Source organism: Pseudomonas cichorii, from assembly GCF_003700275.1.
Lineage (GTDB): Bacteria > Pseudomonadota > Gammaproteobacteria > Pseudomonadales > Pseudomonadaceae > Aquipseudomonas > Aquipseudomonas cichorii_B.
The window spans coordinates 133,402-153,084 of record NZ_RBRE01000057.1; the positions used below are offsets into that span (position 1 = coordinate 133,402).

Here is a 19,683-nt window from a genome sequence, read left to right on the forward strand (position 1 = left end):
AACAGCCCCTTTCTCTGTTTGCGCCCTGTACGTTGCCCCGCGAGACGTCAGCGCAATGCTGGAAGCCATCGATGACCCTTGTCACCCCACTTCTGGAAGCGATCAGCCTGTCTTGCGAGCGTGACTGGCGAATGCTGTTCGAGCATTTCGAGCTGCGTCTCGATAGCGGCGACATGCTGCAGATCAGCGGTCCCAATGGCAGTGGCAAGACCAGTCTCCTGCGCCTGTTGTCGGGGCTGATGCAGCCGACGACCGGCGAAGTGCGCCTCAATGGCCAGCCTCTTGAAAGGCAGCGCGCCGAGCTTGCGCGCAACCTGCTCTGGATTGGCCATGCCGCGGGGATCAAGGAACTGCTGACCCCCGCAGAAAACCTCTCCTGGCTGTGTGCGTTGCATCAGCCGATGCAAGACGCCGATATCTGGCAGGCACTGGAGTCCGTCGGTTTGCAGGGTTTCGAGGACGTGCCGTGCCACACTTTATCGGCCGGGCAGCAGCGCCGCGTGGCACTGGCCCGCCTGTATCTGCCGGCACCCCCCATCTGGATTCTCGACGAACCGTTCACCGCCCTGGACAAGCAGGGTGTCGCGCAACTGGAAAATCATCTGGCCGAACACTGCGAACGAGGCGGAATGATCGTCATGACCACCCATCACACACTGACCCGCATTCCGGCGGGTTATCGCGACATTGATCTGGGACAGTGGTCGGTATGAGCAATGTATTTACCCTGCTACTGGTCCGCGAGGCGCGCCTGTTGGTGCGTCGTCCTGCGGAACTGCTCAACCCACTGGTTTTTTTCGCTATCGTGATTGCATTGTTCCCCCTGGCGGTCGGCCCGCAGACTCAATTGTTGCAAACCTTGTCGCCAGGACTGCTCTGGGTTGCCGCACTTTTGTCGGTCCTGCTCTCGCTGGACGGGCTGTTCCGCAGTGATTTCGAGGACGGCTCACTGGAACAGTGGGTCCTTTCGCCGCACCCCCTGGCTATTCTGGTCCTCGCCAAAGTACTGGCACACTGGATATTTTCCGGGTTGGCGCTGGTATTGTTGGCGCCGTTGCTGGCGCTGATGCTCGGTCTGCCTGCTCACTGCCTGCCGGTCCTGCTGTTTTCCCTGTTGCTGGGGACGCCGGTCCTGAGCCTGCTGGGCGCCGTGGGTGCTGCACTGACCGTTGGCTTGAAACGTGGCGGCCTGTTGCTCGCCCTGTTGATCCTGCCGTTGTACATCCCGGTACTGATTCTGGGCAGTGGCGCACTGGACGCGGCCCTGCAAGGCATGCCGGCAACCGGTTATCTACTCTGGCTTGGCAGCCTGACCGCTTTGGCTGTAACCCTGACACCCTTTGCAATAGCCGCCGGCCTTAAGATCAGCGTCGGCGAATAATTGAGGTTCTGAGGCTGGCGGCTGCCGGCTATCAGTAAAAACCCGGGATGCACCGTGATGAAAAGCAGCGTGATGAAAAACAGCATCAGTTGGGCCTGGTTCCACAAGCTCGGTTCGCCGAAATCGTTTTATGCCATCAGTGGACGCCTGCTGCCCTGGCTGAGTGCTGCCGCGGTGCTGCTGATCGGCATCGGTGCCGTCTGGGGCCTGGCCTTCGCGCCGCCTGACTACCAACAGGGCAACAGCTTTCGCATCATCTATATTCACGTTCCTTCGGCCATGCTGGCCCAGTCCTGCTATGTGATGCTGGCTGTGTGTGGCGTGGTCGGTCTGGTCTGGAAGATGAAACTGGCCGATGTCGCGCTACAGAGCGCGGCTCCGATCGGCGCCTGGATGACGGCCCTGGCGCTGGTGACCGGTGCCATCTGGGGCAAGCCGACCTGGGGTTCGTGGTGGGTCTGGGATGCGCGCCTGACCTCCATGCTGATTCTGCTGTTCCTGTACTTCGGCCTGATCGCCCTGGGCAACGCCATCACCAATCGCGACAGCGCGGCCAAGGCCTGTGCGGTGCTGGCCATTGTCGGGGTCGTGAATATCCCGATCATCAAATACTCGGTGGAGTGGTGGAATACCCTGCATCAGGGCGCAACCTTCAGCCTGACCGAAAAACCGGCAATGCCCGCCGAGATGTGGTTGCCGCTGCTGTTCACGACCCTGGGTTTCTACTGCTTCTTCGGCGCGGTGCTGCTGTTGCGCATGCGCCTTGAAGTGCTCAAGCGCGAGGCGCGGACCAGTTGGGTGAAAGCCGAAGTCCTCGGCAGCCTCGGGCAGGACCCGACCAGCCGACCTTCTTCATCCCGCGGAGGCGCACAGTGAGTTTCGAGTCATTCAGTGATTTCCTGGCCATGGGTCGCCATGGCCTGTTCGTCTGGTCGGCTTACGGTATCTGTCTGTTCGTGCTGATTCTCAACGTGGCGCTGCCGTTACTGGCGCGTCGGCGTTACCTGCAACAAGAGGCGCGCCGTCTGCGCTGGGAGAGCAAGAAGTGAATCCGCTGCGCAAAAAGCGTCTGTTGATCATCCTGGCGATACTGGCCGGAGTCAGCATTGCCCTGACTCTGGCGCTCAGCGCCCTGAAGGAAAACATCAATCTGTTCTACACCCCGACCCAGATCGCCAACGGCGAAGCGCCTCTGGACACGCGCATCCGCGCTGGCGGCATGGTCGAGAAGGGCTCGCTGCAACGCTCTGCCGACTCACTGGATGTGCGCTTCGTGGTCACCGATTTCAGCAAGTCCGTGACCATCACCTATCGCGGCATCCTGCCGGACCTGTTCCGCGAAGGGCAGGGCATCGTGGCATTGGGCAGGCTCAACGCCGATGGCGTGGTAGTTGCCGATGAGGTGCTGGCCAAGCATGACGAAAAGTACATGCCGCCCGAAGTGACCAAGGCGTTGCAGGAAAGTGGCCAGTCCGCTCCGGCAGCATCCTCCATACCACCCAGGCAGGGCTAAGACATGATTCCTGAACTCGGCCATCTGGCCATGATTCTGGCCTTGTGCCTGGCCATCGTGCAGGCCATTGTGCCGTTGCTGGGAGCCTGGCGAGGCGACCGGCTGTGGATGGGCCTGGCCCGACCGGCGGCCTGGGGACAATTCAGCTTTCTTGTGTTCGCCTTCGGTTGCCTGACCCATGCCTTCATGACCGATGACTTCTCGGTGGCCTACGTCGCGCAGAACTCCAACAGCGCCTTGCCCTGGTATTACAAGTTCAGTGCCGTATGGGGTGCCCATGAAGGCTCGTTGCTGCTCTGGGCACTGATCCTCAGTGGCTGGACCTTTGCCGTATCGGTCTTCTCCCGGCAACTGCCACAGGTCATGCTGGCGCGGGTCCTGGCGGTGATGGGCATGATCAGCGTCGGCTTTATGTCGTTTCTGATCCTGACCTCCAATCCGTTCACGCGCATCCTGCCGCAGGTTCCGGCCAATGGCCGCGACCTCAATCCGCTGTTGCAGGACATCGGCCTGATCGTGCATCCGCCGATGCTGTACATGGGGTATGTCGGCTTCTCGGTGGCCTTTGCCTTTGCCATCGCCGCCTTGCTGGGCGGGCGCCTGGATGCGGCCTGGGCACGCTGGTCGCGGCCCTGGACCATCGTCGCCTGGGCGTTTCTGGGGATCGGCATCACCCTGGGTTCGTGGTGGGCCTATTACGAGCTGGGCTGGGGCGGCTGGTGGTTCTGGGATCCGGTCGAAAATGCCTCGTTCATGCCCTGGCTGGTAGGTACTGCGCTGATTCACTCGCTGGCAGTCACCGAAAAACGCGGCGTATTCAAAAGCTGGACGGTACTGCTGGCCATTGCGGCGTTTTCCCTGAGCCTGCTGGGAACCTTCCTGGTGCGCTCCGGGGTGCTGACCTCGGTGCATGCCTTTGCTTCCGATCCGGCCCGAGGCGTGTTCATCCTGATGTTCCTGCTGGCGGTGGTCGGCGGTTCGCTGACGCTGTTCGCCATTCGCGCTCCGGTGGTGAAAAGCCAGGTCGGCTTTAGCCTGTGGTCGCGAGAAACGCTGCTGCTGGGCAATAACCTGGTGCTGGTGGTCGCGGCCTCGATGATTCTGCTCGGCACCCTGTATCCACTGGTGCTGGATGCCATGAGCGGCGCCAAGATGTCAGTCGGCCCGCCGTACTTCAATGCGCTGTTCGTGCCGCTGATGGGGCTGTTGATGGTCGTGATGGCGGTTGGCGTGCTGGTGCGCTGGAAAGACACGCCGCTCAAATGGCTGCTGGGCATGCTGGCGCCGGTATTGATCGGCAGTGCGCTGCTGGCGGTGATCGCCGGTTTCGTGCTGGGTGATTTCCATTGGGCGGTGCTGGCGACCTTCATGCTGGCCGCCTGGGTGTTGCTGGCCGGCGTTCGCGACCTGCTGGACAAGACCCGTCACAAAGGTCTGCTCAAGGGCGCTCGCGGTCTGAGCCGCAGCTATTGGGGCATGCAACTGGCGCACATCGGTATTGCGGTCTGTGCCCTGGGTGTCGTGCTGTCGAGCCAGAACAGCGCCGAGCGCGACTTGCGTCTGGCGCCCGGTGAATCCACCGAACTGGGTGGCTATCAGTTCGTCTTCGAGGGTGCACGGCACTACGAAGGGCCGAACTTCACCTCGGATCGCGGCACGGTGCGGGTGATGCAGGATGGCAAGGTGATCTCGGTACTGCACCCGGAAAAACGCCTCTACACCGTACAGCAGTCGATGATGACCGAGGCCGGTATCGATGCTGGCGTGACCCGCGACCTGTATGTCGCCCTTGGCGAACCCCTGGGCAATGGCGCCTGGGCAGTGCGCGTGCACGTCAAACCGTTCGTGCGCTGGATCTGGTTCGGTGGCTTGCTGACAGGCCTCGGCGGGCTGCTCGCGGCCATGGACCGGCGCTACCGTGTCAAGGTCAAGAACAAAGTGAGTGATGCGCTGGGCATGACGGGAGCGGCGGCATGAAACGTTGGATCATGGTACTGCCACTGGCGATCTTCCTGGTGGTTGCGGTGTTTCTCTATCACGGCCTTTATCAGAATCCCGCCGAGTTGCCCTCGGCGCTGATCGACAAGCCGTTTCCCGAGTTTTCCCTGCCTCAGGTCGAGGGCGACAAGCTCCTGACCCGTGCCGATTTGCTCGGCAAACCGGCGCTGGTCAATGTCTGGGGCACCTGGTGTGTCGCCTGCCGGGTCGAGCACCCGGTGCTCAACAAGCTGATGCAGCAGGGCGTGCTGATCTACGGCATCAACTACAAGGATGTGAATGCCGACGCGATCAAGTGGCTCAAGGACTTTCACGACCCCTATCAACTGAACATTCGCGACGAGGCCGGTTCGCTGGGCATGAACCTTGGTGTATACGGCGCGCCGGAAACCTTCCTGATCGACAGCAAGGGCATCATTCGCCACAAGTACGTCGGCGTGATCGACGAAACCGTCTGGCGGGAAAAACTGGCCGGCCTGTATCAGGCGCTGGTTGACGAGGCCAGGCCATGAAGCGCTGGTTGACTGCCGCAGTCCTGAGCCTGGGCCTGGCCGGCTTCGCCCAGGCGGCCATTGATGCCTACCAGTTTCGTGACGAAGCCGAACGCGCCCGTTACAGCGAACTGACCAAGGAACTGCGCTGCCCCAAATGCCAGAACCAGGACCTCGCCGACTCCAACGCGCCGATTGCCGCTGACCTGCGCAAGGAAATCTACCGCATGCTCGGCGAAGGCCAGAGCAACCAGCAGATTGTCGAGTTCATGGTCGATCGCTATGGCGAGTTCGTGCGTTACAACCCGCAATTGAGCTCACGTACCTGGCTGCTCTGGTTCGGCCCGGCACTGCTGTTGATCGGCGGGCTGGTAGTGATTGGGGTGATCGTCGGACGTCGTCATGGTGAGCGCCGTGAAGAAGCCGATGTTCTTTCCGACGAGGAGCGTCTGCGCCTCGCCCATCTGTTGGATAAAAACCGAGAATGATCGATTTCTGGATGGCAGCCGGCCTGCTGTTGCTGGCGGCCCTGAGTTTCTTGTTGATCCCGGTCCTGCGCGGACGTCATGTGCAGCCGGAAGAAGACCGCACCGCGCTCAATGTCGCCCTGTATCAGGAACGTGTGGCCCAGTTGCAGGACCAGCAGGAGGAGGGCGTGCTTTCCGCTGCGCAGATGCAGAGCGGGCGTGCCGAAGCGGCGCGGGAACTGCTGGCCGATACCGAAGGTGTCGAACCTGTGCGCAATTCGCGCCTGGGCAAGGCGCTGCCATTGCTGGCGGCAGTTCTGGTGCCTGTGCTGGGCATGGGGCTGTACCTGCATTACGGCGCCAGCGACAAGGTCGAACTGGCCCGCGAGTTCTCGCAGCCGCCGGTTTCCCTGGCGGACATGACCCAGCGTCTTGAGCGCACGGTACAGGCGCAGCCTGATTCTGCCGAAGGCGTCTATTTTCTGGCGCGCAGCTACATGGCCCAGGAACGTACCGGCGATGCGGCGAACATGTTCGAGCGTGCGGTAGCGCTGGCCGGGCGTCAGCCGGAATTGCTCGGGCAATGGGCCCAGGCCCTGTACTTCGCCAGTGACAAACAATTCACCCCGCAGGTCCAGGCCCTGACCGACGAAGCACTCAAGGCCGATCCGAAAGAAGTCACCAGCCTTGGCTTGTTGGGTATCGCCGCCTTTGAAAGCGAGCGCTATCAGGCCGCAGTGGACTACTGGGGCCGCCTGCTGGCTGCGCTGCCTGCGCAGGATCCGTCCCGTGCGGCGCTGGAAGGCGGTATTGCAAAAGCCCGGGAAAACCTTGCTGCTGGTGCTGGCGTTGTCCAGGCCGAGCCTGCTGCAGCCGGCGCGCGCCTCAAGGTGCGTGTCGACCTTGCCCCGGCGCTCAAGGCCAGTGTCCAGCCGGGCGACAGCGTGTTCATCTTTGCGCGTGCAGTGAATGGTCCTCCAGCGCCACTGGCGGTCAAGCGCATCACCGTGGCCGACTTGCCCGCGCAGGTCGAACTGGGAGATTCCGACGCAATGATGCCGCAACTGAAACTGTCGAACTTTGCGCAAGTCCAACTGGTTGCACGGGTGTCCCGTGCAGGGCAGCCGACCACAGGAGAGTGGGTGGGCCGCAGCCAGCCACTGGCCAGTAGCAGCACGGCGCAGCAGGCGTTAACTATCGACAGTCCTGACAAATAGAGAATCGCTTATGTACCGCACAGCACGCATTACCTTATTGGGTCTGGTCCTGGGTTTGAGTGCCTGTGCGGTCCAGCCCCCGGAACCGCACGGCCAGGAACCGATCCAGTCCTTGCCGGGCGGTCAGCAGCCCGGCAGCCCACGCCCGACCACCCCCAAACCAGCGCCCAAGACCCCGGTGCCCGCGCCGAAAACCTCGGCCAGCTTCGCCCCGCCACCGGGCGGTAATAGTCATTGGGATGCACGAATGGGCGTGTACGTGATGGAAGACCAGGACAATACCTTCTACCGCCAGCGCACCTACTACCAGTGGAATAACGGCTGGAGCTGGTCGACCAACCCGAATGGGCCGTGGCAGGCGACCGATACCAGCGGAGTGCCGGCAGGATTGGGAAGACAGTTCGGGAATTGATGAAGCGTGAAAAGTCTGGCAGGAATAACCTGTATTGCCTGCCAGACTTTATCAGAAGTTAAAACGTGCCAGGAATGGTGAACAGTGTCGTATTACCGCTCATGGTCCAGTTGGCTATCGTAGTAACACCGACATTTTCTATCCGATAGCGGTAAGTGCCGTTGGCGCTGATAAAAAAGCTTTTGGTAACGGACGCCGAGCCGGTATTGGTACTGCTGGATACTACAGTCCAGGTAGAACCATTCTGCTTCTCGAAGATATGCTTGATCGAGTTGGTGCTTTTGTTGGCAGACAAGTCCTGGAAGGTAAACGTCTGTGGCCCTGCGCAAGTAATGTTGTAGGGACCATACACAATATCCTGATTATTGGCAGCCACGTTGGCCCCGCTACGGTTGACATTGAGTGTGGCGCAGGCGGCGTAGGCATTGCTGGTAACCAGTACGGCAGAGGCCAGAAGGGCCAGGCAAGTCTTCTTGAACATTGGAAAATCCTTTTTGTGTTGGCAGTGATTTTAAGGTGTGACACTTTCAATCAGGCGTGACAGTGCTCCCTTTTTATTTATAAAGGGTATTGTTCTTGTCTGGTTTTAGCAGGCTGGCGTGAATTTGACGTGCAACGATATGCTGTCAGTTACAGAGCCCGGCAGAAAAATAAATTAGATTTCAAGTGCTGAATAAACTTGAGCGCTGGACACCTTCCGTGTGGTGATGCATCCCTGTTTCAAGTAGTAGTGAATACTTGTGTGGCATGTTTATAGCCATTAAGTTTAAAGCGTGCAAGCTTTTTGTTACGTTGCCAGAAATACCGCCGTCGCGGCCAAGGCCCCTCCCACAAGTCTGTATTTTGCCTGTGGAAAGGGACAAGGCTGCCGTGTTTTCAGCGCGGCTCAACCGGCTCCTGCGGTGGTGTTACTTGCCCGAATAAACCTGATCGAACACGCCACCGTCGATAAAGTGGGTCTTCTGCACGGTGCGCCAGTCACCGAAGGTTTTTTCTACCGACAGGAAGTCGACTTGCGGGAAGCGATCCTTGTACTTGGCCAGTACGGCCGGGTCGCGTGGGCGCAGGTAGTTGTTGGCGGCAATTTCCTGAGCTTCAGGCGACCACAGGTATTTCAGATAGCCTTCGGCCAGGGCGCGGGAGTTTTTCTTGTCCACGACCTTGTCGACCACACTCACCGGCGGCTCGGCTTCTGCGGAAACACTTGGGTAAACCACTTCAAACTGGTCGCGACCGAACTCACGGGCGATCATTTCCGCTTCGTTCTCGAAGGTGACCAGCACGTCGCCGATCTGGTTGGTCATGAAGGTGGTGGTTGCGCCACGACCGCCGGTGTCGAGCACCGGTACGTGCTTGAACAGCTGGCCGACGAATTTCCTGGCCGCTGCTTCATCGCCGCCATTCTTCAGGGTGTAGCCCCAGGCCGACAGATAGGTGTAGCGACCGTTACCCGAGGTTTTCGGGTTCGGAACGATGACTTCGACGCCATCCTTGATCAGGTCCGGCCAGTCTTTCAGGGCTTTGGGGTTGCCTTTGCGCACGATGAAAACGGTGGCGGAAGTGAAGGGCGCGCTGTTGTTCGGCAGGCGGCTGACCCAGTCCTTGGGAACCAGTTCGCCGTTGTCGGCCAGGGCGTTGATGTCAGTGGCCATGTTCATGGTGATGACGTCAGCCGGCAGGCCATCGATCACTGAACGCGCCTGCTTGCTCGAACCGCCGAAGGACATCTGTACCGTGACGTCTTCCTTGTGCTCGGCTTTCCAGTGTTTCTGGAACGCGCTGTTGTAGTCTTTGTAGAAATCACGCATCACGTCGTAGGAAACGTTGAGCAGAGTCGGGGCGGCCTGTGCGGCGCTGGCGAAGGCCAGGCCAGCGGCCAGTAACGAGGCGGCGAAGAGTTTGTTCACTGCGCATTCCTTGAGTTGACAGTCATTGTTATGGGGCTGATGGCGTAATGCCGCGACTATAGCCGCTGGGCATTCGCCTCATAAAGATTAAAAACGTCTTTGCTTATTCCTTGGGAAACAGGGCATTGCCGCATCGCGAACAGAACGCTGCGCCATGCTCATGGAGCTTTTTCACGCAGACCGGACAGTCGTGTTTCAACTGTTCGCCGCGCATGGCATTGGCCAGTTCGGCGGTGAATATACCGGTGGGTACGGCAATGATCGAGTAACCGATGATCATCACGATCGATGACACCATTTGCCCCACGGGCGTCTTGGGCACGATATCGCCGAAACCCACGGTAGTCAGGGTCACGATAGCCCAGTAGATGCCTTTCGGGATGCTGGTGAAGCCATTCTGCGGGCCTTCGATCACATACATCAGCGTGCCGAACACGGTAACCAGAGTCGAGACGCTGACCAGAAACACGATGATCTTCTGCTTGCTGCCGCGTAGCGCCTCGACCAGATAGTGCGCCTGACGCAGATAAGGGCTGAGTTTTAGGACCCGGAAGATGCGCATCATACGGATGATCCGCACGATCAGCAGGTACTGGGCATCGCTGTAGTAGATCGCCAGCACGCCCGGCACGATGGCCAGCAGATCCACCAGGCCATAGAAGCTGAACGCATATTTCAGCGGCCTTGGCGAACAGTAGAGACGCAGGATGTACTCGACGGCAAAGACCAGCGTAAAGCCCCATTCCAGATAGGTGAGCAGGTCAGCGTAGTCGCGGTGGATATCCTGGATGCTGTCGACCACGGTCACCAGCAGACTGAGCAGAATGACAATCAGTAGAATCTTGTCGAAGCGCCGTCCGGCGGGAGTATCGGTCTCGAAAATAACGCGGTGCAGCCGCTGGCGGCGGCTGAGAGTGGTATCCATGGTTGCTCTCGCAATAAATATTGCGAAAGCTTAATGCCCAGCATCGGGAAGAATCCATTTTCTTTTGACGCTTGCGTAACCCGTACGCAAGCGCCAGCCGTTTCCGATTAATTGTTGTCAGGATTTGCGAGCTTGTTCAGAAGTCTGGCCTGGTGTGCTTTTTCCAGAACCTTTTGAGCATATTGCTCTGCGTCATCGAGTGTCTGGACGGTGGCGATCTGTCCTGTGGCTGCAAGCAGTCCGACGGCACCCAGGTTTTGCTCGGGAAGCAATCCGGCAGGTTTGCCTGCTGACAACTCTGCGTCCATTTTGCGAAGAATGGCCAGGGTGCCCGCCAGATTGCCGGAAACCGGAACGGGGTTGGCCAGAGTTGCAGCGTTCTCTGTTGCGACCGGTGTAGCCCTGGTTTCTTTCACTGGTGCCTTCGGGTCGGCCAGTGCGCTTGGGGTATCGCGTGGTGTGGTCAGCGAGAGCAGATGCAAGGGCGTATTGGCATTGGCGTCTCGCTGTGTCAGAGGCTTCAGGCCCCAGAGTTTTTCAAGCAGCGCAGGAATCGAAGCATGGTCGTACAGCGTCGGGTCCACCGTGCCCTTGGGAATCAGCGGCGATGCCACGATGGCTGGCACTCGAACGCCTGCTGTCGTGAAGTCGAAGCCATGGGTGTTGTTGCCGGCGGGAAATTTATCGCCCGGTGCAGTTATTGTCCCCGGCGTGACCGAGTCATAGAGACCGCCATGTTCGTCGTAAGTGACGATCAATAAGCTGGTGTCCCAATAAGGCGAATTACGGATGGCGGCATAGACGGCCTGCAGCAAGTGCTCCCCACCATAGACGTCATCCATCGGGTGCTGTGATGAGCCGCCCGCATAATCCGTGCTGGCACTCCCGTAATGAGGTTCTATGAACGTGTAGGAAAATGGATAGGGTTGTTGCAGATCGTCCGCAAAGTGCTGCAGGGATTCAATATCGAACACGGACAGACCTTTAAGGGCCGCCACCTGTGGGACCGCACCCAGTGGAGTTCCTCGTTCAGGCTGGTCGCTGTACAGGCTCAGATAGGTTTTTGGCTGAACCTGAGCATCGTTGTAAACCCTGTACTGGATGTTGGCATCTTTGAGGCGTTGGAAAATGGACCCGTTGGGGTAGACGAATCCATCGGTTGTTTCCCAGGTGAGCATCTGATTCTGCTGCGGGCTGTCGTCAAAGCCAGCCGACGAAGCGCCGTGAACGAAGAAGCGGTTCGGCCATGTCGGCCCTGGAATGGAAGAGTGCCAGTGATCGCATATAGCGAACTCGGTCGCCAGGTTGTAGATGACGGGCAGTTGCGTCGGCGTGTCGAAGCACGACATGACATCAATGACGTCTTCGGCTGATGGCGCTTTTTTCGGGTATTCCGTTGTTGATGTTGCGTAGCTTGAGGCGAACCCGGAATTGTTGATGGTGGGATAAGGTTGGCCTTGTTTGAAAACGGCATTTTCCCCGGCCAGTTGTTGCAATACGTCGTTGAATTCATGCCCCGGATCGCTTGGCATGCTCACGGGGGCGCTGGGCTGAACTTTATAGACGTCTCCCTGGTAAGTGTTCGAGTCATTGGTCGTGGCTGCCGTTATGCCCGGAATCCCGGACATGGCGAATATATTGTCGAACGAATGGTTTTCCAGCATGACGACAAATACATGGGTGATGGGGGCGGCGGGTGCCAGCTTTTTCATACCATCACTGCAGCCACCTGACTTCAATGCAATATTGAACTTCGCGGTGCTTACGGACAATGTAATGGTTTGCCCTGCATCCTTGCTTTGCAGTTGGCATTCTTTCTTGTAATTACCTTTGCCTGTGTTGGCGTAGTAGCCCGGCGATTCACCATCCCTGACGTTGAGCATGACGGACCAGTAATCCAGAATATCAATGGCATCCAGGCCTGTTTCAAAAGTAACTTCCAGTGGGCCTACAGTTTGTCCCGGTTGCGCAGCCCATTTTCCACATTGTCTTTGGTCGTTTGAGTCGCTGTGAAACAGAATAATGTCAGCATTTGCGCCAGTGTCATTGGTGATGAAAATGGTCGCGTTGTGTTTTGTTCCCATGCTGGTACTTCCCTTACAGGCAGGTGTTGGCTGTTATTGTCAGGCTTGTTACAAATGCTTGAATTGGCGAAGAGCTAGAGCTTGCTGGCTCTGGCCTGAGTGATCTGTTTCGCCATGGAGGCCAGGGCGTTGTCACAGAAGTCGTTGAGAAAGACGACAAGTCCCGATGCGCTCAAATTGCTGGCGACGTTCGCTACCAGCCACGGATAGGTATGGAAGTCGAATCCCGGCTTGGTTGACATTAACGGAGAAGAGGCATCGCTCAGGGTCACAATGGCGGGAGTGGCTGCTCCGTCCACGCCACTGGCTGTTCCTTGAAGTTGCAGCACGGTGTAGTCGTGGCTGGCCTGACCGTCCGTATTCATTCCTTTCAGGGCTGCCAGAATATTGTTCACGTCTGTTGTGGTGTAACTGTCGTTGTAGGAGTCGTACTTGGAGGCATCTTCAGTCGAGTCGGTCTGCGGTAGCAGAATCAGGCGTTTCGATTGCGAGAGCAGCGTTGTATAACTTGAGGCCAGATCACCTTTGTAGCCGGGCACGATCTTGCCAAGCGTCTTGGTGTTGGCCAGTGCAGTATTCAGCATCCCGTCGAGCACGTCGGGCGCCGGTTTCATCGTGTCTTGCGCGAAACCCTGGAAGTTCGGGCTGATGACGACAATTTCCGTCGGATGATGATCCAGCCAGCTCAGAATGTCTTCCAGGAAGCTCTGATACGAATAGCCTGGTATCAGGTTGTGCTGGTGATAGATGCCGCCCGTAATGTTCTGATAGCAATATCCCGGACGGAAGTCGAAATAGCGGGTACCTAGGTTGAGTTGTGCGGTGATGTTGTCTTTCTGGGTAAAAGCCAGGTTGATGATTGCGCGCAAGGCAATGGGTTTGGCCAGAAGAGCGATCGAGGAGCCGAATACACCTGTGAGAGAGGCCAGGAATTCAGCGTTATTCAACAGGCTTGTGACGAGTGTCGGATCAAACATGCCGGCGTCATGGGCGCCCGGCAATGCAAAGGTGGAAAATGGCTGTTCTGTCAGTGCCGTTCCCATGCTGTGGGCCAGATCCCCCATCCAGCCTGACATGTCGCCTGTGGCGTATACATAAGACTGGTCCTGGTTGGTAAGGCCGCCGCTGCCGCTTCCGCTGTCGTAGAAACCATAGGAAACCGCCCAGCCCTGTCCGAACAGGGAGGGGGTCTGCAGCATGTTGCCCAAGGTGGTATCGCCGAGGTTTCCGGTAAAGGGAGCAATATCTGCATACTTGTCCGCTATCGGCGCCTGATTCTTTGAAAGTTGCCAGCTATAGTGTCCGGTGTGTGAGTGCCAACTGATATCGTTTTCCGAGATCTGAAGATTGCCATGTTGCATCGTGTTCGGCGTATCAAGTTGATAGGAGGCCGTTTTATCGCCCCAATCGGTGGGTTGTTGGAAAAGGGTAGTGAATTCATTGGTTTCTACGTAGGCGTAATAATCGACGCCTTTGCCTGGCCAGCTCATGGTGTTTTCCTCAGGTTGATGAAGTCAATACAGACGTATGGCTCTATGTTCAATAAATGCATATATACGGGCGCAACAAAGCAGGACTTGAATAACATCAAGTCGGCAGCTTTCTATCGGTTGATATCTGACGTGCAGGGCAATGCCTTATAACGCTGCAAGGCAGGGTCATCGTCAAATTACAAGTTTTTACAGTCGAGTGGGGATCTACTGGAAGAGAAGTGCGCCATGCATGGCGGTCATCCTTGATTATAGTTTCAATGGTGGCTAAGTGATGGCCTTGCTATTTAATAGCACTATTGAAAACCGCTAGCAAGCTCAAAAAATATTAAATGTTCTTGAGCGGCAACAGAGCGTCCTTGTCTGCCATTCAACGCCTGCTGCCCTGTTTTCGGGCATTTATCAAAGACCAGGTGGCGTTGTAAGAACGGCGGGCGTTTTCATGGGGGCGAGCGAAAATCGGCTGAATATCCTGATAATATTTGATGCCAATTTTCGGTGGGGTGGACATCGCATTGATATTTTATCTTGCATTTCAATACAGTAAGTCGTCCCACTGTTTGAATCTGGCAAGGTTGAGGGGGCTTTGGCTGCCCCCGCATTGGGTGAACTCAAGGTATGTGCCGAGGGCTGTTCTTTTCCTGTTCCCAACCCCCACCCAACGCCAGAAACAGATCGATCTGTCCCATCGCCACCTGGGTATTGGCCGCCGCCATCTGTGCGCGAACATCGGTGTAGGTGCGGGTCGCCTGCAGATCGGCCAGGAATGAGGCGCGGCCGGCTTTGTAGAAACGGTGGGTCTGTTCGGCGGCTTCCTGGGCCGATTGTTCGGCTTCTTTCAGGGCGTCGCGGCGGTCCAGCAGGGCGGTGTATTGCGCCAGGCCGGTCTGGGTTTCGCGGATGGCGTTGAGCACCACGCCATCGAAGCGCGCCAGCGCGGCCTGGGTCGAGGCTTCGGCCTCATGGATGCGCGCCCGTGAGCCATTGGACGGAACGGTCCAGTTCAGCAGCGGACCAAAGCCCCAGCGATTGGCTGCCGGTTTGCCGAGGTTTTCCAGGATGCCGATGCTGCCGACTGTCGCACCAATGCTGATATCCGGATAAAGCTCGCCGGTGGCGACGCCGATCTGTGCGGTGGCCATGGCCAGATGCCGCTCGGCCTGCCGGACATCCGGACGGCGCTTGAGCAGGGCGGCGCCATCGCCGACCGGCATGACTTGCGCGATATGCGGCAGTTCGTTGCAGGTGCTGACGCCGGCCGGCAATTGTTCCACGGGCCTGGCCAGCAGCATCGACAGACGGAACAGTCCAGCCTGACGCAAGGCCTGGTAACGCGGCAACTCGGCGCGCAGGGATTTGAACTGGGTCTGCGAGCGGGTTACCTGGGTTTCATCGCCACGCCCGGCATCGCGCAGGCGCTGGTTGAGGGTCACGCTCTGCTGTTGCAGGTCCAGCGATTCCTGGGCGATGTGTAGCTCTTCATTGGCAGCGCAGATCTGCGTATAGGCACGTACTACATCAGCGACCAGAGTGATGCGTGCGGTATCGGCGGCGGCCTGGCTGGCGTCGACATTGGCTTGCGCCGCTTCGATGCCGCGTTGCAGGGTGCCGAACAGGTCGAACTGATACGAAGTGGTCAGGCCGACATCGCCGACATTGGCCACCGGCACCTTATCGGCCAGCAGAAAGGCTTCGCCGGATTCCTGCAAGCGCTGGGCGCCCAGTTTTGCGCTGTTGGTAAAGCCGCCTGCGGCCTGGGCCTCGGCGGTCTGGTAGCGAGCACGTTGCAGGTTGGCGGCGGCAACCCGCAGGTCGGTATTGGAGGCCATGGCCTGTTGCACCAGCGCATCGAGGCGCGGGTCCTGATACAGACGCCACCAGTGCTCTGGCACCGGGGCCGAGATGCTGTTGATCGACTGGCCCGCCAGTTCGCCTTGTAGATCCGGGCGATTGATCGCGCTGTCGCCGGGCAGCTTGTAATCCGGGCCGACCATCTGGCAGGCCGACAGCAGCAGGCCCAATCCCAGCGTGGCCATGTGCGTGGCATGTTTCATCGGGCCGCTCCTTGCCGGTCATCGATGATCGACACGGTGGCGGTCCGGCCGGCGATCATGCGGAAGTCCGCAGGCACGTCGTCAAAGGCGATGCGCACCGGAATGCGTTGCGCCAGGCGCACCCAACTGAACGCCGGGTTGACGTTGGGCAGCAGGTTCGAGCCGCTGGTGCGGTCACGGTCTTCGATACCGGCGACGATGCTCACCACGTGGCCGCTCAGGCGGGCGTTGTCGCCGACCACGCGAATGTCCACGCTTTGGCCGATATGAATGCCGTCGAGCTTGGTTTCCTCGAAATAGCCATCGATATGGAACGAGGCCGTGTCGACCACCGACAGCACGGCGCGGCCTGCGGTCACGAACTCATGCGGGCGCGGGGCGCGGTCGTTGAGGTAACCGTCCACCGGGCTGCGGATCACCGAGCGATCCAGATTCAGTTGCGCAGCGTCCACCGCCACTTTGGCTTCGTTGAGGGCCGACAGGGCACGGGTTTCGCGGGACTGGCTTTCTTCCAGTTGCTCGCGGGCCACCAGATTGCCCAGGCCACGGTTGCGCTTGTTCTCGCGGCGCGCCTGTTCCCAGGTCTCCTGGCGTTCGGCAACCGTCGCCTGCGCCTGGCGCAACACCAGCTGGAAGCGGTCCTGGTCGATGGTGAACAACACCTGGCCCTTGCTGACCTGCTGGTTGTCGGTCACCTCGACCTTCTGGATCAGGCCGGACACGTCAGGCGCGATCTGGATGATGTCGGCGCGGATATGCCCGTCGCGGGTCCACGGCGCATACATGTAATACATCACCATGCGCCAGACGACCACGGCGGCCAGCAGCACAACGAGCAGGGTCAGGACCACGCGGCCCAAAGTCAGTAATGGTTTTTTCATGTCATCAGGTATCGACTGAGAGTATCCACGGCGCCGAGCAACAAAGCGTATAGACCTACATTGAACAAAGCCCGGTGCCAGACCAGGCGGTAGAAGTGGGCGCGCGACAACAGCGCGTGCAGCCCGAGGAACAGCAGGTAAGCGATGCCCATCAGCGCCAGGAACGTGGGCACGAAGATCCCGCTGATATCCAGGTCACCAATCATGACGGTGCTCCATCAATGCCATAGGGCGGTTGTTCGATCATTTCTCCGCCGACGCTGACGATTTCCACGCCCGGCAGCAGTGCCAGACGCAAGCCGCTCAGGGCATGCAGCAGGTGAATCCGCGCCGGGTCCTGGCCCATCGTCTGGTCGGTCAGCGAGCGCCGAGCGCGGTCCATGGTCATCAGCAGGCCCTTGGGAGCCGGCAGCCGCTCACCGGCCTTGATGCAGGCCTTGAAGTAACGGCCGACTTCCTCGGTCACCTGTTTCAGCAATGCCTGGGAAATCGCGCCGGCCCGCGGTGTATAGGCCAGCAGGTCGAGCATGTTCAGCGCCACCCGCAGCTCGCGCAGGGCAATCCCGGTGTCCTGCGCGGTGAGGGTCAGGCGCGGCAACTGCTGCATCAGGCGGTCGAGCATCTGCACGCCCATGACCCGGTGTTCGGCCAGCGAAGCCGGTTCGCTGAGGCTGACAATGTCGCGCCAACTGAAGCGGGTCAGGCGCTTGACCGCCAGCTCGACGCCGAACGGGCGGAACACCAGCGTCCAGATGAACGCGAACAGCAGACCGGCTGGCCCGGCCAGATTGGCGTTGAGGAAGTTCAGGAAGTCGGCGTCATACGCGCTCTGGATGCTGATGAATGACGAAGTGTTAACGATGGTCAGCAGCGTGCCGAGAAAGAAGCGTGGCTGGACGGTCAGCGTGCCCACGCAAATGAACGGCACCGCGAAGGCCAGCACCAGCATCGGAAAGTCATGCAGGTTGGGCAACACCACGAACAGGTACAGGCTGGCGAACACCACCGACAGCAGGGTCCAGAAAAAGAACCGGTAGATCTGCGGCGCCGGATCGTCCATGGCAGCGAAAAAACTGCACGACACTGCGGCCAGAGCCACGGCGCTGGCGCCGTCTTTCCAGCCCAGCAGTATCCACAACAGCGAGGCGACGATAATCGCCAGCACGGTCGAAACCACTGAATACAGCATCAGGCCGCGATCCAGGAAAGGTGTGAGCCGGCCCAGCCGCCAGTGCCGATAGACCGCGCGCCACTGCGACTGGTCGTCGGTTTCGATGGCGTATTGCAAGGTGCGACAGTCCAGCCACAGGTCGATCCATTCGCCGAGGCGATACAGGGCGTTGGAGAGCAGCAGTTGCTCGCGCTCATCCAGGTGCGCGGAATCGGGTTGCAGGCGCTCCCGTTCACGATGCAGGAATTGCCATTGTTCCAGTTGCGGGCCACTGGCAGTTTGGTCCAGCCAGTTGCGGGCCTCCACCAGCAGCGGCGAAAGGCTTGCCAGCAACTCCGGCGTGCGGCGTTCCAGCGCCCAGAGCGCGTCGTCCAGCGCATCGATCACCGGCAGCAAGTGAATCATCCGCCCGCGCAGCTCCCGGGCGTTGCGCACTGTCTGTTTGCGGGTGCCTTCGTGGCTCAACTGACTGATGAGCAGTTCCAGCGAGTTGAAACTGGCGACCATCGAATTGCGCAGCGCGCCGACTTCTTCGGCCTGTACGCTGCGGCTCAGGAAGCGTTCGCTGTAGGCGCTGGCGTCGCTGAACCATTTTTCCGTGGTGGCCTGGAACACCGGTTTCAGGCGCCGCGGCCAGAACATGGCGCCGACCACGGCGGCACAGATGATGCCGAGGAAAATCTCTTCGGTGCGCGAAACGGCAATCTCGAACACCGCCTGCGGGTTGTCCACCACCGGCAGGGAAATCAGCGGCATGGTGTAACCCGCGAGCATCAGGGCGTAGCTGTTGGCAGTGCGCAAGTGCAGGGACAGAAACAGCAAGGTGCCGGTCCACAGGCCAATGACCACTGCCAGCAGCAGAGGCGTCTGCACGAACAGCGGCACCAGCAGCACCGAAGCCGCCGCGCCGGCCAGCGTACCGAGGGCGCGATACAGCGCCTTGGAACTGGTCGGGCCTACGAACGGGCTGGAAACGATATAGACCGTTGCCATTGCCCAGTAAGGTCGTGGCATCTCCATGAGCAGGGCGATGTACAGCGCGAGCATCGAGGCGGCGAAGGTGCGCACGCCGTAGAACCAGTCGCGGGCCGGCGGGAATCCGGCGAAGAAACCGTTCACGGCTGGCCTGCGTTGTCGGCTTGGGCCGCATCGGCGAAGGCCTTGAAGACCCGCAACGTGGCTTCGAGGTCGGCAGAGTCGATGTCGCGCAGTACGTTGGCGCGCAGACGCACCAGTTCTGCTTCGATCGAACTGGCTAGCGTACGGCCGTGCTCGGTCAGGCTCAGGGCCTTGGCGCGCCGGTCGCTGGGGTCTTCGCTGCGGCAGACGATACCGGCCGCGCAGAGTTGGTCCAGCAGGCGCACCAGTGTCGGGCTTTCCATCCCGGCGGCCTGGGCCACTTTCACCTGATGCACGCCGTCGCCCAGGCGGGCGATGGCCAGCAACGGACCGGCGCAGGCTTCGGAGATGCCATAGCTGGACAGCGTGGTCTGGCAGATACGCCGCCATTGCCGTGAGGCTGCGACCAGACCGCTGCTGAGGGCTCTGTGGAGTGAATCGAGTGACATGGGCGAACCGGAAATTTAGTTAGGAGCGATATTGTTAGTGAGGATATTAATAGCTTGCTAACTAATAATATCCTGTAACAAAGTCTTTCCGTCAACCGTAAATTTCCCGACGGTCATGTCATCG

20 protein-coding genes are annotated in these 19,683 nt (G+C 59.3%); 10 read left to right on the forward strand and 10 right to left on the reverse strand.

Features of this window, described 5'->3' with window-relative positions; genetic code table 11:
• Positions 1–71 precede the first annotated feature (71 nt).
• The 10 genes from ccmA to ALQ04_RS15660 are packed head-to-tail and all read left to right on the forward strand — an operon-like array spanning position 72 to position 7,479.
• Entirely contained in the window at positions 72–713 is a 642-nt protein-coding gene (gene ccmA, locus ALQ04_RS15615; RefSeq protein WP_122316647.1) for a cytochrome c biogenesis heme-transporting ATPase CcmA, read from the forward strand.
• Positions 710–1,381: a heme exporter protein CcmB gene (gene ccmB, locus ALQ04_RS15620; RefSeq protein ID WP_122316648.1), complete on the forward strand. Its 672-nt coding sequence runs from the start codon at positions 710–712 to the stop codon at positions 1,379–1,381. Before ccmA ends, ccmB begins: the two co-directional genes overlap by 4 nt.
• Positions 1,382–1,438: 57 nt before the next feature.
• Entirely contained in the window at positions 1,439–2,257 is an 819-nt protein-coding gene (locus ALQ04_RS15625; RefSeq protein ID WP_122316649.1) for a heme ABC transporter permease, read from the forward strand.
• Complete coding sequence (ccmD, locus tag ALQ04_RS15630) at positions 2,254–2,430, forward strand: heme exporter protein CcmD (RefSeq protein ID WP_122316650.1); 177 nt, start codon at positions 2,254–2,256, stop codon at positions 2,428–2,430. Before ALQ04_RS15625 ends, ccmD begins: the two co-directional genes overlap by 4 nt.
• Positions 2,427–2,894 (forward strand): cytochrome c maturation protein CcmE, encoded by a 468-nt coding sequence (gene ccmE / locus ALQ04_RS15635; RefSeq protein ID WP_122316651.1) that lies wholly within the window; start codon positions 2,427–2,429, stop codon positions 2,892–2,894. Before ccmD ends, ccmE begins: the two co-directional genes overlap by 4 nt.
• A 3-nt stretch (positions 2,895–2,897) precedes the next feature.
• The gene (locus ALQ04_RS15640) at positions 2,898–4,871 is read left to right on the forward strand and encodes a heme lyase CcmF/NrfE family subunit (RefSeq protein ID WP_122316652.1); all 1,974 of its coding nucleotides are present in this window, start codon (positions 2,898–2,900) and stop codon (positions 4,869–4,871) included.
• Entirely contained in the window at positions 4,868–5,404 is a 537-nt protein-coding gene (locus tag ALQ04_RS15645; protein ID WP_122316653.1) for a DsbE family thiol:disulfide interchange protein, read from the forward strand. The genes ALQ04_RS15640 and ALQ04_RS15645 overlap by 4 nt, the downstream gene beginning before the upstream one ends.
• A complete protein-coding gene (locus ALQ04_RS15650) occupies positions 5,401–5,871 on the forward strand; it encodes a cytochrome c-type biogenesis protein (RefSeq protein ID WP_122316654.1) in 471 nt (156 codons plus the stop codon). The genes ALQ04_RS15645 and ALQ04_RS15650 overlap by 4 nt, the downstream gene beginning before the upstream one ends.
• Positions 5,868–7,067: a c-type cytochrome biogenesis protein CcmI gene (ccmI, locus tag ALQ04_RS15655; protein ID WP_122316655.1), complete on the forward strand. Its 1,200-nt coding sequence runs from the start codon at positions 5,868–5,870 to the stop codon at positions 7,065–7,067. The genes ALQ04_RS15650 and ccmI overlap by 4 nt, the downstream gene beginning before the upstream one ends.
• Before the next feature lie 10 nt (positions 7,068–7,077).
• Entirely contained in the window at positions 7,078–7,479 is a 402-nt protein-coding gene (locus ALQ04_RS15660; protein ID WP_122316656.1) for a hypothetical protein, read from the forward strand.
• Positions 7,480–7,537: 58 nt separating this feature from the next.
• Here ALQ04_RS15660 and ALQ04_RS15665 read toward each other — a convergent pair whose 3' ends face one another.
• The 10 genes from ALQ04_RS15665 to ALQ04_RS15710 all read right to left on the reverse strand — a co-directional run bounded on the left by ALQ04_RS15665 (position 7,538) and on the right by ALQ04_RS15710 (position 19,559).
• The gene (locus ALQ04_RS15665) at positions 7,538–7,960 is read right to left on the reverse strand and encodes a hypothetical protein (RefSeq protein ID WP_122316657.1); all 423 of its coding nucleotides are present in this window, start codon (positions 7,958–7,960) and stop codon (positions 7,538–7,540) included.
• A 427-nt stretch (positions 7,961–8,387) separates the two neighbouring features.
• Positions 8,388–9,386: a sulfate ABC transporter substrate-binding protein gene (locus tag ALQ04_RS15670; protein WP_122316658.1), complete on the reverse strand. Its 999-nt coding sequence runs from the start codon at positions 9,384–9,386 to the stop codon at positions 8,388–8,390.
• Between the two features lie 103 nt (positions 9,387–9,489).
• Positions 9,490–10,311, reverse strand: a complete 822-nt coding sequence (locus tag ALQ04_RS15675) for an ion transporter (RefSeq protein ID WP_122316659.1) — start codon at positions 10,309–10,311, stop codon at positions 9,490–9,492.
• Positions 10,312–10,418: 107 nt separating this feature from the next.
• Positions 10,419–12,395, reverse strand: a complete 1,977-nt coding sequence (locus tag ALQ04_RS15680) for an alkaline phosphatase family protein (protein WP_221033406.1) — start codon at positions 12,393–12,395, stop codon at positions 10,419–10,421.
• 74 nt (positions 12,396–12,469) lie between these two features.
• Positions 12,470–13,885 carry a hypothetical protein gene (locus tag ALQ04_RS15685; RefSeq protein ID WP_122316660.1) on the reverse strand — a complete coding sequence of 472 codons (1,416 nt, stop codon included), beginning with the start codon at positions 13,883–13,885 and terminating at the stop codon, positions 12,470–12,472.
• A 611-nt stretch (positions 13,886–14,496) separates the two neighbouring features.
• Positions 14,497–15,939, reverse strand: a complete 1,443-nt coding sequence (locus ALQ04_RS15690) for an efflux transporter outer membrane subunit (RefSeq protein WP_122316661.1) — start codon at positions 15,937–15,939, stop codon at positions 14,497–14,499.
• Positions 15,936–16,820, reverse strand: coding sequence for an HlyD family secretion protein (locus ALQ04_RS15695; RefSeq protein ID WP_122316662.1), 885 nt, complete (start codon positions 16,818–16,820; stop codon positions 15,936–15,938). Before ALQ04_RS15695 ends, ALQ04_RS15690 begins: the two co-directional genes overlap by 4 nt.
• On the reverse strand, positions 16,817–17,026 hold the full coding sequence (locus ALQ04_RS15700) for a DUF1656 domain-containing protein (RefSeq protein ID WP_122316663.1): 210 nt from the start codon (positions 17,024–17,026) through the stop codon (positions 16,817–16,819). The genes ALQ04_RS15695 and ALQ04_RS15700 overlap by 4 nt, the downstream gene beginning before the upstream one ends.
• Entirely contained in the window at positions 17,023–19,110 is a 2,088-nt protein-coding gene (locus tag ALQ04_RS15705; RefSeq protein ID WP_122316664.1) for an FUSC family protein, read from the reverse strand. The genes ALQ04_RS15700 and ALQ04_RS15705 overlap by 4 nt, the downstream gene beginning before the upstream one ends.
• Positions 19,107–19,559 (reverse strand): MarR family winged helix-turn-helix transcriptional regulator, encoded by a 453-nt coding sequence (locus ALQ04_RS15710; RefSeq protein WP_122316665.1) that lies wholly within the window; start codon positions 19,557–19,559, stop codon positions 19,107–19,109. Before ALQ04_RS15710 ends, ALQ04_RS15705 begins: the two co-directional genes overlap by 4 nt.
• Positions 19,560–19,683: the final 124 nt, after the last annotated feature.

Coding starts and splice junctions, on each gene's coding strand:
- ccmA (WP_122316647.1), top strand. CDS start 72: ATGACCCTTGTCACCCCACTTCTGGAAGCGATCAGCCTGTCTTGCGAG.
- ccmB (WP_122316648.1), top strand. CDS start 710: ATGAGCAATGTATTTACCCTGCTACTGGTCCGCGAGGCGCGCCTGTTG.
- ALQ04_RS15625 (WP_122316649.1), top strand. CDS start 1,439: ATGAAAAGCAGCGTGATGAAAAACAGCATCAGTTGGGCCTGGTTCCAC.
- ALQ04_RS15640 (WP_122316652.1), top strand. CDS start 2,898: ATGATTCCTGAACTCGGCCATCTGGCCATGATTCTGGCCTTGTGCCTG.
- ALQ04_RS15645 (WP_122316653.1), top strand. CDS start 4,868: ATGAAACGTTGGATCATGGTACTGCCACTGGCGATCTTCCTGGTGGTT.
- ALQ04_RS15650 (WP_122316654.1), top strand. CDS start 5,401: ATGAAGCGCTGGTTGACTGCCGCAGTCCTGAGCCTGGGCCTGGCCGGC.
- ccmI (WP_122316655.1), top strand. CDS start 5,868: ATGATCGATTTCTGGATGGCAGCCGGCCTGCTGTTGCTGGCGGCCCTG.
- ALQ04_RS15660 (WP_122316656.1), top strand. CDS start 7,078: ATGTACCGCACAGCACGCATTACCTTATTGGGTCTGGTCCTGGGTTTG.
- ALQ04_RS15665 (WP_122316657.1), bottom strand. CDS start 7,960: ATGTTCAAGAAGACTTGCCTGGCCCTTCTGGCCTCTGCCGTACTGGTT.
- ALQ04_RS15675 (WP_122316659.1), bottom strand. CDS start 10,311: ATGGATACCACTCTCAGCCGCCGCCAGCGGCTGCACCGCGTTATTTTC.
- ALQ04_RS15680 (WP_221033406.1), bottom strand. CDS start 12,395: ATGGGAACAAAACACAACGCGACCATTTTCATCACCAATGACACTGGC.
- ALQ04_RS15685 (WP_122316660.1), bottom strand. CDS start 13,885: ATGAGCTGGCCAGGCAAAGGCGTCGATTATTACGCCTACGTAGAAACC.
- ALQ04_RS15690 (WP_122316661.1), bottom strand. CDS start 15,939: ATGAAACATGCCACGCACATGGCCACGCTGGGATTGGGCCTGCTGCTG.
- ALQ04_RS15695 (WP_122316662.1), bottom strand. CDS start 16,820: ATGAAAAAACCATTACTGACTTTGGGCCGCGTGGTCCTGACCCTGCTC.
- ALQ04_RS15700 (WP_122316663.1), bottom strand. CDS start 17,026: ATGATTGGTGACCTGGATATCAGCGGGATCTTCGTGCCCACGTTCCTG.
- ALQ04_RS15710 (WP_122316665.1), bottom strand. CDS start 19,559: ATGTCACTCGATTCACTCCACAGAGCCCTCAGCAGCGGTCTGGTCGCA.